Below are 16,481 nucleotides of genomic sequence, written 5' to 3'. Positions count from 1 at the left end.
TTTTGGCAATATTACCGATTGTTATGTATCCAGATGAAATTCTGGAACAAAAATGTGATCCAGTGATTACGTTTGATAAAAAGTTGGCAAAACTTTTAAATAATATGTATGAGACGATGGTTGAAGCAGATGGAGTCGGGCTTGCTGCACCGCAGATTGGGGTGAAGAAGCAGGCTGCTGTTGTAGATATAGGGGATGAAACGGGCAAAATTGAAATCATAAACCCTGAGGTTTTAGAAGTAGCGGGTGAACAAACGGGACCTGAAGGATGTTTAAGCTTTCCTGGTCTATATGGAGAGGTTTCAAGACCATTTAAAGTGAAAATCCGTGCCCAGGACCGTAAAGGCCGTTATTATGAATTAAAAGCTGACGATTTTCTGGCAAGAGCCATTCTCCACGAAATCGATCACCTTAATGGTGTCTTGTTTACCTCTAAGGTAAGCCACTATATTAAGGAAGACGAACTTGAAAGGTATGAACAAGAATGACAAAGATCGTATTTATGGGAACTCCTGACTTTTCCGTACCTGTATTGCAAAGAATACTAGAAGACGGATATGAAGTAGCAGCGGTAGTAACCCAGCCGGACCGGCCAGTCGGAAGAAAGAGAATCTTGACTCCGCCGCCCGTTAAAATAGAAGCAGAAAAACATGGAATCAAGGTTTTTCAGCCTGAAAAAATTCGTGAAGAGGAAGAATTAAATAAAATATTAGATCTGTCTCCGGACTTGATCATAACGGTTGCCTTTGGACAGATTCTTCCAAAGAAGCTATTAGATGCGCCGAAATACGGCTGTATTAATGTACATGCGTCTCTTCTGCCCGAGCTTCGCGGCGGAGCCCCTATTCATTACGCCCTGATACAAGGAAAAGAAAAGACAGGGATCACGATCATGTATATGGCTGAAAAGCTTGATGCTGGTGATATTTTGGCGCAGGCAGAGCTTCGGATTGAAGAAGAGGATAATGTTGGTTCTCTTTTCGATAAACTCAGTAAGGTTGGAGCAGATTTGCTTTCAGACACTATACCAAAGCTGCTGAATAATGAAATTACTCCAATTGTCCAGGACGATAATAAAGCTACCTTTGCATCCAATATTAAAAGGGAACAGGAAAAGGTAGATTGGACAAAAACGGGTGAAGAGATCTTCAATCATATCCGGGGCCTCAATCCCTGGCCGGTTGCTTTCACAACTTTTGGGCCGGAAGTATGGAAACTGTGGAATTCCCAAAAGATAAAGAGTGGAAGAACTGCTGAACCTGGAGAAATTATTGAGCTTGCTGATGATGGATTGGTTGTAGGCACCGGGAATGAAACGTTTATCAAAATACTGGAGCTGCAGCCAGCCGGCAAAAAAAGAATGAGCGCGAGGGATTTCCTCAGGGGATCAGGATCCGGCATAAAGCCAGGGATGAAATTGGGAGATAATAATGAAAAATAATAAAAAGACCGTCAGAGAGATTGCTCTGGAAGTATTGGATTCTGTAGAAAAGAATCAATCTTACAGCAATCTTCTTCTGAACAACATGATTACAAAGCATAAACTAACTGGGCCGGATGTAGGTTTGCTGACAGAATTATCGTATGGAACCATTCAGCGCAAAATGACCCTTGATTACTACTTGACCCCGTTTGTTAATTTTCAAAAAACTCAAGGCTGGATCATTAATCTTTTGCGGCTGTCCCTTTACCAGCTGATCTATCTCGATAAAGTTCCGGACCATGCTGTTATTTTTGAGGCGGTAGAGATTGCTAAAAAAAGAGGGCATAAAGGAAATACTTCCATGGTGAATGGAGTCCTTAGAAATATTCAGCGAAAAGGGGTTCCATCTCTAGACGAAATAAAGGACCCGGCTGAAAGGATTTCAATAGAAACAAGCCATCCGCAATGGATCGTTGAGCGCTGGATCCGGCAATTTGGTTATGATAAAACTCTTGAGATGTGCAAAACGAATCTTCTCGCTTCCGTACAGACTGCCAGGGTTAATATACGTAAAACCAGCCGTAATGAAGTGCTAAGCCTCCTTAGAGAGGAAGGCTTTGAGGTAGAACCAAGTCTTGTTGCACCCGATGGGATAAAAGCGATAAGAGGCAATTTAACCAATTCTGAGGCATTTAAAGCAGGTTTTTTCACCATTCAGGATGAAAGTTCCATGCTAGTAGGTTATGCTATAGGTGCCGGGGGAGATGAACAGGTACTTGATGCCTGTGCGGCTCCCGGCGGGAAGTCGACTCATATAGCAGAACGGCTTTCAGATAAGGGGCGCGTTATATCTCTTGATCTGCATGAACATAAGGTCAAGCTGATCAAGGATCAGGCTGAACGGCTGGGGCTGGACAATATAAAAACGCGGGTCTATAACAGCAAAAAGGTTCAGGAAATTTTCGGTCTCGGGCAATTTAACCGTATATTGATTGACGCTCCCTGCTCAGGTCTCGGAGTTATGAGAAGAAAGCCTGATATTAAATATACAAAGTCGCAAAAAGATATCAATTCTTTATCCGAAATTCAATTAGAACTCCTGGACGCGGCTGCGCCTCTCGTTACAAGGGGAGGAACACTCGTCTATAGCACTTGTACAGTGGATAAGGAAGAGAACGAAAATGTCGCATTACGCTTTTTAGAGAAACATACTGAATTCGAAGAAGATTATAGTCTGAAGGACCGTTTGCCAGAACCGGTAAAACCATTAGTGAATGGAAACATGCTTCAGGTTTTCCCTCAGGATTTTGGAAGTGACGGCTTCTTCATTGCATGCTTTAAAAGGAAGGTGAAGTAATTGGAAACAGCAACTAATAAGAAACAGCAGCAGGAGAATCAAAAACCATCCATATATTCACTAGAGCTTCATGAATTAAGAGAATGGCTGACACAGGTGGGAGAAAAATCTTTCCGGGCTGAGCAGATTTATGATTGGCTTTATAAACAAAGGGTGACCAGCTTTGAGGATATGTCCAACCTTTCAAAGGAATTAAGAGGAAAGCTGGATGAGCAATACTCAATCACAACCTTAAATACACTTATCCAGCAGACATCAAGTGACGGTACGATCAAATTTCTTTTTGAATTACATGATGGGTTTTCCATTGAAACGGTTCTAATGCGCCATGAATATGGAAATTCAATTTGTGTAACCACCCAGGTAGGCTGCAGAATAGGGTGTACATTCTGTGCTTCCACACTTGGAGGATTAAAAAGAAATTTACAAGCAGGAGAAATCGTTGCTCAAGTCGTAAAAGTACAGAAGGCGCTTGATGAAACGGATGAACGGGTAAGCTCTGTAGTCATTATGGGCATAGGGGAACCTTTTGATAACTACGATGAAATGCTTTCTTTCCTGAAAATCATCAACCATGATAAGGCCTTAAATATTGGAGCCCGCCATATCACCGTTTCAACCAGCGGAATCGTTCCAAAAATCTACAAATTCGCCGATGAACAAATGCAGATCAATTTTGCCATTTCCCTTCATGCGCCTAACAATGAAATTAGAAGTTCCCTGATGCCGATTAACCGTGCTTATAAGCTGCCGGATTTAATGGAAGCTGTAAAGTACTATATTGAGAAGACGGGCCGCCGGATTTCCTTTGAATATGGTCTCTTTGGCGGAGTAAACGACCAGGTAGAACATGCAAAAGAGCTTGCAAAACTGATAAAAGGCATAAAATGCCATGTGAATTTAATTCCTGTAAATTATGTTCCTGAACGCAACTATGTAAGAACACCTCGTGAACAGATTTTCGAATTTGAAAAAACATTAAAAGATGCAGGCGTTAATGTTACGATTCGAAGAGAACAAGGACATGATATCGATGCAGCCTGCGGGCAGCTGAGAGCGAAGGAGCGAAAAGAAGAGACGAGGTGAAAAGATGGAAGCGGTTTTTAAAACAGACCGTGGGAAACTCCGCCAGCTTAATGAAGACAATGGCGGAGTTTTCACCAATTCAAGCGGTGCGTTATTGGCTGTTGTAGCTGATGGTATGGGTGGACATAGAGCCGGTGATGTGGCGAGTCACATGGCCATCGAGAAACTTAAGGAATTATGGGCGGATACGGAAGAATTTTTAGATCCTGAAGATGCAGAAGATTGGCTCAGAATTCACATTGTTAAGGTTAATGAACTCTTATATCAGCATTCGCTAGCAAATAAGGAATGCGAAGGAATGGGTACAACCATCGTTGCGGCCATTTGCACCGATAAGTTTGCATCTATTGCACATGTAGGCGACAGCCGGTGTTATGTGTACCAGACCAGCATCATGAAACAAGTAACAGAGGACCACTCGCTGGTGAATGAGCTTGTCCGCTGCGGCCAGATCAGCAAGGAAGACGCAGAACACCATCCGAGGAAAAATGTACTGCTAAGGGCTTTAGGTACGGAAAAGAATGTAGAAATTGATGTTACCGCCATAACCATTCATGATGGAGATATGCTTCTTTTATGCTCCGACGGTCTATCTAATAAGGTCAGCGAAACCGCCCTGCAGCAAATTATCACTTCACAGGCTGATCAAGATGTAAAATCAGAAGACTTAATCCAGCTGGCTAATGATAATGGCGGCGAAGATAATATCACCCTTGTACTTGTGCATTTTACAGATGAAAGTGAAAGCGGGTGATTTAAATGCTGATTGGAAAAAGAATCAGCGGCCGTTATAAAGTGTTAGAAATGATCGGCGGCGGTGGAATGGCAAATGTGTACCTTGCAAGAGATATGATTCTTGAGAGAGAGGTAGCATTGAAAATTCTACGCATGGATTTTTCCAATGATGAAGAATTTATTAAAAGGTTTAATAGAGAAGCACAATCGGCTACTAGTTTAGCACATCCAAATATAGTGAGCATCTATGATGTTGGGGTAGAGGATGATATTTACTATATTGTAATGGAATATGTAAAAGGTCTTACTCTTAAACAATACATACAGAGGAACTATCCGATTCCAGTTGAAAAAGCTCTTGATATTATGGAGCAGATTACATCAGCTATCTCTCATGCCCATCAATATGGAATTATTCATAGAGATATCAAACCACAAAATATATTAATAGATGATCACGGCACTGTTAAAATTACGGACTTTGGGATCGCCATGGCGCTCAGTTCCACAAGCATTACCCAGACAAATGCTGTACTGGGTTCTGTTCATTATCTGTCTCCGGAACAGGCACGCGGAGGCATGGCCAATAAAACTTCGGATATATACTCTCTGGGTATAGTTATGTTCGAATTATTAACAGGGCGGCTGCCTTACTCAGGGGAATCAGCTATATCTATTGCCTTGAAGCATCTTCAGTCCCAAATGCCGTCACCGAAAAGGTGGGTTCCCGATCTTCCTCAGAGCGTAGCTAATGTAGTTCTGAAAGCAAGCTCAAAGGATTCTTATTACAGGTATTCAAGTGCAGACGATATGGCTGAGGATCTCCGGACAGCTCTTAACCCTGACAGGAAAAATGAGCCTCCGTTCTTTGTGCCGGAGGATCAGGATGCCACTAAGGCCATCCCGGTGATAACAAAGGAACATAGTGGAAACGACCTCGATGAAACGTTGATCATGGGTGTAGACAAGGAACCTAAAAGTGCAGGGAAACCTGTGAAAAAAGATAAAAAGAAGAAACAGAAAAAAGATCAGGCTAAAAAGAGAAAAAAGTGGCCGATTATTTTAGTATCTACATTTTTATTTCTTGCTCTTCTGGGAGTGCTGACTGTAACTGTTCTGCCGAAAATGATGGAGCCGAAAGAAGTTAAGGTGCCAGACATTAGAGGGGAAAAGCTGGATGTTGCTATGTCCTTGCTCTATGATAAAGGTTTTAAAGTAGGAGACACGATTGAAGTTGAGGATGACGAAGTAGAACTCAATCATGTGATTAAGACCAACCCCAAAATTGGAAGTAAAGTAAAAGAGGGCAGTACTATCGATATTTCCATAAGCAGTGGTAAAAAAAAGATTGAGCTGTCAGATTATATGAATCGAAATATAGAATCCATTAAACCTTTAGTCGAAAGGCTCGGATTTAAAGATCCAGAAATTATAGAGGAGACGGATGAGGACAGTGAGCCGGGAACAATTCTCGATCAGGATCCTGAACCACATACCGAAGTGGTGCCGTCTGAAACCCAGCTTAAATTTACGGTTAGCTCGGGACCGGCAAAAATTACTCTAGCCGATTTGTCTGAATACAATGAACAAAATCTTAAAGAATATGAGAAGAATTATGGGTTAAACATTGAAACCCAAGGGGAAGAGTATAGTGATACCATTGAAAAAGGACTTGTCATTTCCCAGGAGCCTGCTGCAAATACTCAGGTTGACAAGGGCAGTACCATTAAAGTCATTTTATCCAGAGGGAAAAAGGAACTTCCTCCTAAAACGGTGTCTAAGGAAATTACCATAGAATACAAGCCTCAAGTTGAAGGCCAGCCCCAGGAGGTGCAAGTCTTTATTCAAGATATGAACCGTAATATGACTACACCTTTTGATAAGTTTCAGATAACTGAAACGACGAAAAAAAGATATGAACTCACAATAGGCCCAACTACAGAGGCAGGATATAAAGTAATCCTTGACAATTCCGTTTATCTTGATAAGACATACACGTATGAAAATGCAGAACAGGAATAAGCTTTATCAATATCTTTTACAAAAGCTTTTAAGTTTAGTAAACAAGGAGTGAAACTATGCCAGCAGGCAAAATAGTCAAGGCTCTGAGCGGGTTTTATTATGTACTCGATGGAGAACAACTCATACAATGCCGGGGCAGAGGAACGTTTAGGAAAGATAAAATTACCCCATTAGTCGGAGACGAAGTGGTGTACCAGGCTGAAAATGACAAAGAGGGATATGTATTAGAAATAAAAGATAGATATAACGAACTGGTCCGCCCTCCCATTGCCAATGTCGATCAGGCCATACTTGTGTTTTCAGCTGTGGAACCTAATTTTAGCACGGTTTTATTAGATCGGTTTTTAGTATTAATAGAAGCAAATCATATTAAACCGCTTATTTGCATTACAAAAATGGATCTTTTAGAGGAAACGGCTAAAAAAACGATTGATAAGTATGTTGAGGACTATTCAAAAATAGGGTATCCAGTCCTTGCCACTTCATCTGTTACACAAGAAGGAATTGAAATGCTTCTTCCCTATATTGAGGGGCAGACAAGTGTTTTCGCGGGACAGTCAGGTGTTGGCAAATCAACGCTGCTGAATGCACTTCGTCCTGAATTAGAGCTCAAGACAAATGATATATCCCAGCATTTAGGCCGGGGAAAGCATACTACAAGGCATGTTGAGTTGATCCACATAGGCGATGGTCTGGTAGCAGACACTCCCGGATTTAGTTCTCTGGAATTTACCAATGTCGAAGTAGAAGATCTCAATTTCTGCTTCCCGGATTTATTGGAAATTAGTGAAAACTGTAAATTCAGGGGCTGCGTCCATGATAAAGAGCCAAAATGTGCAGTGAAAGCGGCATATGAAAGCGGAGAAATTCCGCCTTACCGCTATGACCATTATCTAGAGTTTTTACAGGAAATTAGAGACCGAAAGCCGAGGTATTAACAGTTATGGTGAAAATTGCTCCATCCATTTTATCTGCCGATTTTTCAAGATTGGGAGAAGAGATTAAGGATGTGGAAAGAGGAGGGGCCGATCTCATCCATATTGATGTAATGGACGGACATTTCGTTCCAAATATTACGATCGGACCATTAATTGTTGAGGCAGTACGCCCAATCACCAAGCTTCCTCTGGATGTCCATCTCATGATTGAAGATCCGGATAGATATATTGAGGCTTTTGCGAATGCTGGTGCAGATTTTATTACGGTCCATGTAGAAGCAAGCCGCCATCTCCATAGAACGGTTCAGTTAATCAAGTCGTTTGGAGTAAAAGCTGGTGTTGTTCTAAATCCATCTACACCGGTTGAAAGCATACAGCACGTTATCGAAGATGTAGATATGGTTCTATTGATGTCGGTAAACCCTGGTTTTGGCGGTCAGTCCTTTATCTCTGGCGTCCTTCCTAAAATTAAAAAGGTTAAGGAAATGGCTTCAGAATTAGGGGCAGTTATTGAGATAGAGGTTGACGGCGGGGTTAATGAACAAACTGCAAAGTTATGCATTGAAAATGGCGCAACCGTACTTGTAGCGGGATCAGCTGTTTATAATCAGCCAGACCGGGCTAAAGCCATTCAGGCACTAAAGAAAGAGTAGACATCTTGTTGGGGGGAGGCTGTAGTGCAGCCTCCTTTTTTTAAACTGGAATGCAGGAGAGGAACTTCTTATGATTATTTGTATTTTAGCAGGAGGACCCTTGGAGCTGGTGCCCGATCTACATCCATACAAAGACCGACCGGATGTGATCTGGGCTGGAGTGGACCGTGGTGTTTATTCCCTCATCCGGATAGGCATCCAGCCGAATGAGGCATTTGGAGATTTTGATTCTGTTACCAGCGAAGAGTTGAACTTTTTGCAGGAACAATTGGGCCATCTGCATATATATCCTTCTCAAAAAGACCAAACAGATCTTGAAATCGCGCTTGAGTGGGCGATGAGCAAAAAGCCTGAGAAAATTATCCTTTTTGGTGCAACAGGCGGACGTGCGGACCATTACCTTGCAAATATACAGCTGCTTGCCCAGCCAGGCCTAATCAATCAGCCCCAATCTCACATATACATAGAGGACACAACAAATATTCTATTCCTGAAAACTCCTGGTACCTACGGTGTTAAAAAGCTGCAAAACAAAAAATATATATCATTTATTCCTATAACACCTGAAATAAAGGGTATCACCTTACGAGGATTTAAATACCCGCTCGAAAACAGGAATATTAGCATGGGGTCTACACTATGTATTAGTAATGAACTTCTTTATGAAGATGGTACTTTTTCATTCGAGGAAGGCATATTATTGGTGGTAAGAAGCAGTGATTAAATCACTCTTATAAGAGGGATATCTCTTCCTATATCCGCTAATAAGTTGAATAATTTGTGTGAGATTTTATGAGGAGGGGCTTTATGAAATTTTATACGATTAAACTACCAAGATTCTTGGGCGGTTTGGTTAGGGCTTGCTTGGGAGTATTTAAAAAGGATTGACAGCAGCACTAATTATTTATCATTTTATCAGATGAACACCCTCTTTCGATGGAAGGGGGTGTTTTTTTGGTTTTAATATGGTGGGAGCAAATTTTGAGGAGTCTGAGATACTGATCCAGATGGCAATTCTCTTATGAAGCAGGCGCATGGTCATATCTGTGCTTTTGTACTCATCTAGGTACATTAAAGCCAAAAACGTGTAAAGAAATAATAAGTAATAATTAATTTAAATGAAAAATGGTTTCAATTGCTATTTTTCGGACGAGTGTGTATGTCTGACAGTGGGGAGGCAGGCGGGTTACGGGGGTAAATAGAAATTTACGAGGGGTAATTCAAAATTTATGGGGGAAAATTAAAATTTGCGAGGGGTAAATTGGAATTTATGAGGATTCACTTTCAGATTATGTGCCTTGTACTTCGATGCATTAACCTGGTCATTCAGCTTAGTAGGTATTTTTATATAAAGAAAGAAGGCACCGTTCTACACTTTTAGGTGATGTCTAGCTGCGAACTGCCACCTTCGGCCATAAGTCAATCCCCATCAAAAGGCAAAAGCGGCCTTTCGCTGGGGCTCGTCTTATGTCTGTCAGGTGTCTGCTTTTCCGCAGAGACTTTTATTGTTCAATTATTGATCATCATTGAGCTATAAGAAATAATAAACGGAAAAGCACCGTTCTCCGCTTTTCCTTCTATCCAGCTGCAAGCTGAGACCTTCGAGACACAAGCCAAGCAGTCCAACGGGAAGAAAACCGCTTCCCATCGGCCTGCTAGTCTTGTGCTTGGCTGGCGCATAAGTGCGACTAAGCTTCTGTCTTCGCTGTCGCTCGCCAATCAGCAAGTCTGCTTTATCAGGTCTCTGCCTTTCTATATATTTGAATGTTCTATATGTATCAGATTAATCATTTAGCATAAAAGAATCATAAGTGAAAGGCACCGCTTTCCGCTTTAAAATAAAAAAAGGCATCCTATAAATGGATGCCGTTGTCTTATACGCGTTCTACTTTACCTGATTTAAGCGCTCTTGCAGAAACGTATACACGTTTTGGTTTTCCGTCAACTAGAATGCGAACTTTTTGAAGGTTTGCACCCCAAGTACGTTTGCTAGCGTTCATTGCGTGTGAGCGGGTATTACCGGAACGAGTTCCTTTGCCTGTAATTACACATTTACGTGCCATGTTTTATTCCCTCCTTACTAAGAACATGCTTAAGTTATTAACTTCAGTCTCTTAAGTCTTTAGAAACACTTTAATAATTTATCATACATATTACAAGAATGCAATAGTTCTAGCAGCCACTTTCAAGAAAAATACCTTGACATATAGTTGTACCCCTTGCTTTATAATATAACAGAACATACTGGGACTTTTAAATCTGCCCTTACTATAGTAAAATGGTCTGTAGCTAATGAGATTTCTCAGGAAGGGGAAGATAATATGTCCATTGAGTTAAATACGAAATTCGGACAGATTGATATATCCAATGAAGTGATCGCTACAATTGCAGGTGGAGCGGCGATCGACTGTTACGGTATTGTGGGTATGGCTTCCAAGAAACAATTTAAGGATGGCATTGCTGAAATTCTGCGCAGAGAAAATTTCACCAAAGGTGTTATTGTACGTCAGGAAAATGAGCAGGTCCATATTGATATGTACATAATTGTAAGCTATGGAACGAAAATCTCTGAAATAGCTCATAATGTTCAATCTAAAGTAAAATACACCCTGGACAAAACTGCGGGACTAGAACTGGATTCCGTAAACATTTATGTACAGGGAGTTCGTGTAACGAACCCTTAGTAAGGAGGAAACATTTGTGTCAATAACTAGCTTAGATGGAAAACGTTTTGCCGAGATGGTCTTAAAGGGTGCAAACAGCCTTTCGGCAAATGCAGAATATGTAGACGCATTAAACGTTTTTCCTGTTCCTGACGGGGACACCGGAACGAATATGAACCTGTCCATGACGTCCGGGGCCAAAGAGGTAAAGAATAATGTGCAGGAGCATATTGGGAAAGTCGGAAATGCTCTTGCGAAAGGCTTGCTGATGGGGGCCCGCGGGAATTCAGGAGTTATTCTTTCCCAGCTTTTCAGAGGATTTGCCAAAGCTATCGAAAATAAGCCGTTTATTAACAGTGAAGAATTTGCTAAAGCTTTTGAAGCTGGAGTAGAGACAGCTTATAAGGCTGTAATGAAGCCAGTGGAAGGGACTATTCTTACGGTAGCGAAGGATGCTGCTAAAGGAGCCGTTCAATCTGCGAAGCAGAATGAAGATATCATTCAAGTCATGGAAGACACGGTTAAAGAAGCTAAAGCATCTTTAAATAGAACGCCCGATCTTCTTCCGGTATTAAAGGAAGTAGGAGTCGTCGACAGCGGCGGCCAGGGTCTGGTATTCGTGTACGAAGGATTTCTTGCTGAGTTAAAAGGCGAAGAAGTGCCCGGCACACCAGTAAGCCATGCTACTATGGATGAATTGGTTAATGCGGAGCACCATATGTCCGTTCAGGGTCACATCAATACGGCAGATATTGAGTTTGGCTACTGCACAGAGTTTATGGTTAAATTTGAGAAGGACAAGCTTGCAAAAAATGCATTCTCTGAAGAATCATTCAGAAATCATTTAAGCCAGTTTGGCGATTCATTATTAGTGGTTTCAGACGAAGAAATAGTGAAAGTGCACATTCACTCTGAGCAGCCGGGTGAATGCCTGTCTTATGGTCAAAACTTCGGAAGCCTGATTAAAATAAAAATAGATAATATGCGCCAGCAGCATGAATCGATTGTCGGCGAAACACACACTGTGTTAAAAGAAACTGAACCAGCCGCACCAAAAGAAAAAGAAGAATTTGGTGTAGTGTCTGTGGCCATGGGCTCTGGTATCTCGGATTTATTTAAGAGTATTGGTGCAAAATCAGTGATTGAAGGCGGCCAGACGATGAATCCTAGTACAGAGGATATCGTACAGGCTGTAAGAGAGGCAAATGCCCGCACAGTTATCATTTTGCCAAATAACAAAAACATCATCATGGCTGCACAGCAGGCGGCTGAAGTGGCAGAAGAAAAGGTCATTGTTATTCCTTCAAAAACGGTTCCGCAGGGAATGTCTGCACTGTTAGCATTTAACCCGGCATTATCACCGGAAGAAAATGAAGAAAGTATGACAGAGGCACTCTCACATGTAAAAACAGGGCAGATCACTTATGCTGTGCGTGATACTCAAATCGACGGCCTTGACATCTCAACCGGAGATTTTATGGGGATTGAGGAAGGGAAGATCATCGTAAAGAACCAGGATAAGCTTCAAGCTTCAAAGGACTTGCTATCATCCATGATCAATGAAGAAGCTGAAATACTGACAGTGATTTACGGGGAAGAAACGTCGAAAGAAGAAGTGGATCAACTGATTGCTTTTTGTGAGGAAACATTTGAAGATGTAGAAATTGAAGTTCATAATGGTAAACAGCCATTATATTCATTCATTTTTTCAATTGAATAAGAACATATTCTTTTCTAAATGAAGATTAATACAGTATACTAAAAAGATAAGGGTCTGGCTCATGTAGTCAGCCCTTTTTAAGTGTGTAAAAAGCTTTCCTAATTCGCTTTTTTCCGTTATGCTTTTCTTGGCTTCTTTAATTATGAGTTTATAAATGGATCCTATAGAAAGCTTTTAAGGAGGATTACAATATTATGAAGTATAAAAGTGTTTTCGATATTATCGGTCCGATTATGATCGGCCCTTCAAGTTCTCATACAGCAGGTGCAGCGCGAATCGGCAGAATGGCAAGAAATTTGTTCAATAGAGAGCCGAAATGGGCAGAAATTTCATTTTATGGCTCATTTGCTAAAACGTATAAAGGACATGGTACGGATGTGGCCATCGTAGGCGGGCTGCTAGATTTTGATACCTTTGACGAGCGGATTATCCATGCATTGGATCTGGCTAATGAAAAAGAAATGAAGATAACATTCATAGAAGAAGATGCTTTAACCGATCATCCTAATACAGCAAGAGTCCGAATCGGCGATGATAACGGAGAGCTTGAATTGGTTGGGATTTCTATAGGCGGAGGCAAGATAGAGATCATTGAACTGAATGGTTTTGAATTAAAACTTTCAGGCCACCATCCCGCGATTCTTGTTGTTCACGAGGACCGCTTTGGAGCGATTGCCAACGTAGCAAACATATTAGCGAAGCATCAGATTAATATTGGCCACATGGATGTGTCACGTAAAGAAAAAGGAAAAATGGCCTTAATGACTATTGAAGTGGATCAAAATATAGAGCAGGCTGTTTTGGATGAAATAACAGCGCTTCCAAATATAACTAAGGTTACTAAAATTGTTGATTAAGAGAGGACGATCCCTATGTTTCGGAACGTTGCGGAATTAGTAGAATTAGCAGAAAGCCAGGGGAAAAAGATTTCTCAAATAATGATAGAGCAGGAAATGCAAGTAACAGGCCGAACTAGAGAGCAAGTTATCGGAATGATGGATAAAAATTTAGAGGTTATGGAAAAAGCAATCGAGAGAGGCTTAAATGGCGTCCACTCCCATTCGGGGTTAACCGGCGGAGATGCGGTTCTGCTTCAGGAGTATATTAAAAAAGGCAATTTTCTCTCCGGCGAAATCATTTTGGATGCCGTAAGCAAGGCCGTTGCTACCAACGAAGTGAATGCAGCAATGGGCACAATCTGCGCTACACCGACCGCAGGTTCTGCTGGCGTTGTACCTGGGACGTTGTTTGCCGTAAAAAATAAAATAAATCCGACTAGAGAGCAAATGATCGATTTCTTATTTGTGTCAGGAGCATTTGGTTTTGTTGTTGCAAACAATGCATCCATTTCGGGGGCAGCAGGCGGATGCCAGGCAGAGGTAGGATCGGCTGCAGGTATGGCTGCAGCTGCAATAGTCGAAATAGCTGGGGGAACTCCTTCGCAAAGTGCAGAAGCGATGGCCATCACTCTTAAAAATATGCTGGGCCTTGTTTGTGACCCGGTTGCCGGCCTGGTAGAAGTGCCATGCGTGAAAAGGAACGCCATGGGAGCCGCAAACGCAATGATCGCTGCCGATATGGCACTTGCAGGCATAACAAGCCGTATTCCCTGTGATGAGGTAATTGACGCCATGTACAAAATCGGCCTGTCCATGCCGGTTGGATTAAGGGAAACTGCTCAGGGAGGCCTGGCGGCAACACCGACAGGAAGAGAACTGGAAGCTAAAATCTTCGGAATTTCGCTGGATGTTAAGAAAAAGTGAGTGAATTAAATCTAATTCCAGTAACCTCAGTTAAAGGAATCGGAGAGGAAACGGCTCTAGCATTAAAGGACATGGGTATTCAAAGTGTAATGGATTTGTTTGAGCACTTCCCTTATCGGTATGAAGATTATCGACTGAAGGATTTAGCTGAAGTAGCGCATGATGAGAGGGTAACTGTGGAGGGAGTCGTGCACAGCGTGCCTTCTCTTGCTTATTTTGGGAGAAAAAAATCCAAGCTGACGATTAAAATCTTAGTGGGCAGATATTTAATTACAGGTGTATTTTTTAACCAGCCCTATTTAAAAAATAAATTTTCCATAAGCCAAGAAATTACGGTTACCGGCAAATGGGATAAACATCGCCAGACCATCACGATTTCAGAGCACCAGGCAGGAACACAAAAAAGAACGAATGAATTTGAACCAGTGTACGCAGTAAAGGGTGATTTGACGGTAAAGGGCTTAAGGCGTTACCTTGCAGCTGCGTTTAGTGAGTTTGGAAATGAAATTACCGAAATTCTGCCGGATCATATGTTAAAGGAATATAAGCTCTTGGGCAGGAGAGATGCATTGCGTTCTCTTCACTTTCCCTTAAGCGATCAAGATCTAAAGCATTCTAGAAGGCGCTTCGTTTATGAAGAATTCCTTTTGTTCCAGCTTAAAATGCAGGCAATTAGAAAAGTGCAAAGAGAACAGTCAAAAGGGAGCAAGCAGAAATACAATCTTGAGAAACTTAAAGGGTTTATTGACAGCCTGCCGTTTCCGTTAACCAATGCCCAAAAAAGGGTGGTTAACGAAATTTTAACAGATATGAAATCTCCTTACAGGATGAACAGACTTCTGCAGGGCGACGTAGGCTCGGGCAAAACGGTTGTTTCGGCAATTGCTTTATTTGCTGCCCATAGTGCCGGGTACCAGGGAGCCCTTATGGTCCCAACAGAAATTTTAGCTGAGCAGCATTCTTCTTCTCTTTCTGAAATGTTAGAACCACATGGCATAAAAACGGCCTTATTAACTAGCTCGGTAAAAGGGAAAAAAAGAAGAGAAATTCTCGAAAAACTCATTACTGGTGAAATTCATATCCTAATTGGAACTCATGCGCTTATCCAGGATGAAGTAAACTTTCAAAAGCTCGGTTTAGTCATAACAGACGAGCAGCATCGATTTGGTGTTGAACAGAGACGAGTTCTACGGGAAAAAGGAGAAAGCCCGGATGTATTATTTATGACGGCCACCCCTATTCCCCGAACACTGGCCATAACGGCCTTTGGTGAAATGGACGTTTCCGTTATAGACGAAATGCCTGCTGGAAGAAAGGCCATCGAAACGTATTGGACAAAGCATGATACGTTAGACCGGGTGCTGGGTTTCATGGAGAAAGAATTAAGGAATGGACGCCAGGCGTATGTAATATGCCCTCTGATTGAAGAATCAGAAAAACTGGACCTGCAGAATGCCCTTGATGTCCATGGTACTCTAACTCAATATTTTCAAAAACGCTTTCAAGTCGGACTCATGCATGGAAAACTTCACTCCAGTGAAAAAGACCAGGTTATGAGAGAATTCAGCGAGAACAAAATTCAAATCCTGGTATCTACGACTGTTGTAGAGGTGGGTGTGAATGTACCGAATGCAACCGTAATGGTCATTTATGATGCGGAGCGATTCGGACTTTCTCAGCTGCACCAGCTCAGAGGAAGGGTTGGCCGAGGCAGCGATCAGTCTTACTGTATTCTTATTGCCGACCCTAAAAATGAAATAGGAAAAGAAAGAATGAAAATCATGTCTGAGACCAATGATGGATTTGTTCTTTCTGAAAAAGATCTCGAACTCAGAGGTCCCGGAGATTTCTTTGGCAAAAAACAAAGCGGTGTACCAGAATTTAAAATGGCTGACATGATCCATGATTACAGAGCTCTTGAAGTAGCCAGGAATGATGCTGCTTCACTTATAAATTCTGAAGAATTCTGGAAAGATGACCAGTATCTGCATTTAAGGGAAACCTTAGTACAAGCTGGCGTCCTGTCTGGAGAGAAATTAGATTAATAAAACAGTTCATTTCTCATCCTCATCCGAGCGGTAAAGCTTGAATGGCGGTGGGAGTGAGCTGTTTTTTTGATTA

Annotated in this window: 16 protein-coding genes; 15 read left to right on the top strand and 1 reads right to left on the bottom strand. The window is 41.7% G+C overall.

The features are described from left to right. The first annotated feature begins 2 nt into the window (after positions 1 to 2). From def to spoVM, 10 genes are all read left to right on the top strand, one after another. Complete coding sequence (def, locus tag JOC77_RS08370) at positions 3 to 488, top strand: peptide deformylase (RefSeq protein ID WP_204541573.1); 486 nt, start codon at positions 3 to 5, stop codon at positions 486 to 488. Beyond that, positions 485 to 1,441 (top strand): methionyl-tRNA formyltransferase, encoded by a 957-nt coding sequence (gene fmt, locus JOC77_RS08365; protein WP_204541571.1) that lies wholly within the window; start codon positions 485 to 487, stop codon positions 1,439 to 1,441. Before def ends, fmt begins: the two co-directional genes overlap by 4 nt. Next, on the top strand, positions 1,431 to 2,780 hold the full coding sequence (gene rsmB / locus JOC77_RS08360) for a 16S rRNA (cytosine(967)-C(5))-methyltransferase RsmB (protein WP_204541568.1): 1,350 nt from the start codon (positions 1,431 to 1,433) through the stop codon (positions 2,778 to 2,780). The genes fmt and rsmB overlap by 11 nt, the downstream gene beginning before the upstream one ends. Next, the gene (gene rlmN, locus JOC77_RS08355) at positions 2,781 to 3,866 is read left to right on the top strand and encodes a dual-specificity RNA methyltransferase RlmN (protein WP_204541565.1); all 1,086 of its coding nucleotides are present in this window, start codon (positions 2,781 to 2,783) and stop codon (positions 3,864 to 3,866) included. A 4-nt stretch (positions 3,867 to 3,870) separates the two neighbouring features. Further along, on the top strand, positions 3,871 to 4,620 hold the full coding sequence (locus JOC77_RS08350) for a Stp1/IreP family PP2C-type Ser/Thr phosphatase (RefSeq protein WP_204541563.1): 750 nt from the start codon (positions 3,871 to 3,873) through the stop codon (positions 4,618 to 4,620). 5 nt (positions 4,621 to 4,625) lie between these two features. Continuing rightward, positions 4,626 to 6,623, top strand: a complete 1,998-nt coding sequence (gene pknB / locus JOC77_RS08345) for a Stk1 family PASTA domain-containing Ser/Thr kinase (protein ID WP_204541559.1) — start codon at positions 4,626 to 4,628, stop codon at positions 6,621 to 6,623. Positions 6,624 to 6,679: 56 nt separating this feature from the next. Further along, a complete protein-coding gene (rsgA, locus tag JOC77_RS08340; protein WP_204541556.1) occupies positions 6,680 to 7,561 on the top strand; it encodes a ribosome small subunit-dependent GTPase A in 882 nt (293 codons plus the stop codon). Positions 7,562 to 7,566: 5 nt separating this feature from the next. Continuing rightward, complete coding sequence (rpe, locus tag JOC77_RS08335; protein WP_204541553.1) at positions 7,567 to 8,214, top strand: ribulose-phosphate 3-epimerase; 648 nt, start codon at positions 7,567 to 7,569, stop codon at positions 8,212 to 8,214. 70 nt (positions 8,215 to 8,284) lie between these two features. Then, entirely contained in the window at positions 8,285 to 8,938 is a 654-nt protein-coding gene (locus JOC77_RS08330; RefSeq protein ID WP_204541550.1) for a thiamine diphosphokinase, read from the top strand. Positions 8,939 to 9,021: 83 nt separating this feature from the next. Then, on the top strand, positions 9,022 to 9,102 hold the full coding sequence (gene spoVM, locus JOC77_RS08325; RefSeq protein ID WP_101641492.1) for a stage V sporulation protein SpoVM: 81 nt from the start codon (positions 9,022 to 9,024) through the stop codon (positions 9,100 to 9,102). 986 nt (positions 9,103 to 10,088) lie between these two features. Here the strand turns inward: spoVM and rpmB are convergent. After that, positions 10,089 to 10,277, bottom strand: a complete 189-nt coding sequence (rpmB, locus tag JOC77_RS08320) for a 50S ribosomal protein L28 (protein ID WP_204541547.1) — start codon at positions 10,275 to 10,277, stop codon at positions 10,089 to 10,091. 258 nt (positions 10,278 to 10,535) lie between these two features. Here rpmB and JOC77_RS08315 point away from each other — a divergent pair, with 258 nt between their 5' ends. The 5 genes from JOC77_RS08315 (at position 10,536) to recG (ending at position 16,405) form a co-directional block, all read left to right on the top strand. Continuing rightward, entirely contained in the window at positions 10,536 to 10,898 is a 363-nt protein-coding gene (locus JOC77_RS08315; RefSeq protein WP_204541544.1) for an Asp23/Gls24 family envelope stress response protein, read from the top strand. A gap of 16 nt (positions 10,899 to 10,914) precedes the next feature. Continuing rightward, entirely contained in the window at positions 10,915 to 12,597 is a 1,683-nt protein-coding gene (locus tag JOC77_RS08310) for a DAK2 domain-containing protein (protein ID WP_204541541.1), read from the top strand. Positions 12,598 to 12,791: 194 nt separating this feature from the next. Beyond that, entirely contained in the window at positions 12,792 to 13,454 is a 663-nt protein-coding gene (sdaAB, locus tag JOC77_RS08305; protein ID WP_204541538.1) for an L-serine ammonia-lyase, iron-sulfur-dependent subunit beta, read from the top strand. A 15-nt stretch (positions 13,455 to 13,469) separates the two neighbouring features. Beyond that, entirely contained in the window at positions 13,470 to 14,360 is an 891-nt protein-coding gene (gene sdaAA, locus JOC77_RS08300; RefSeq protein WP_204541535.1) for an L-serine ammonia-lyase, iron-sulfur-dependent, subunit alpha, read from the top strand. After that, positions 14,357 to 16,405 (top strand): ATP-dependent DNA helicase RecG, encoded by a 2,049-nt coding sequence (recG, locus tag JOC77_RS08295; RefSeq protein WP_204541532.1) that lies wholly within the window; start codon positions 14,357 to 14,359, stop codon positions 16,403 to 16,405. The genes sdaAA and recG overlap by 4 nt, the downstream gene beginning before the upstream one ends. Positions 16,406 to 16,481: the final 76 nt, after the last annotated feature.

The sequence above is a fragment of the Peribacillus deserti genome (assembly GCF_016909175.1).
GTDB classification, from domain to species: Bacteria; Bacillota; Bacilli; order Bacillales; family DSM-1321; genus Paraperibacillus; species Paraperibacillus deserti.
Note: the sequence above shows the minus strand (reverse complement) of the source record. Positions and strands in the feature narration are given on the sequence as shown.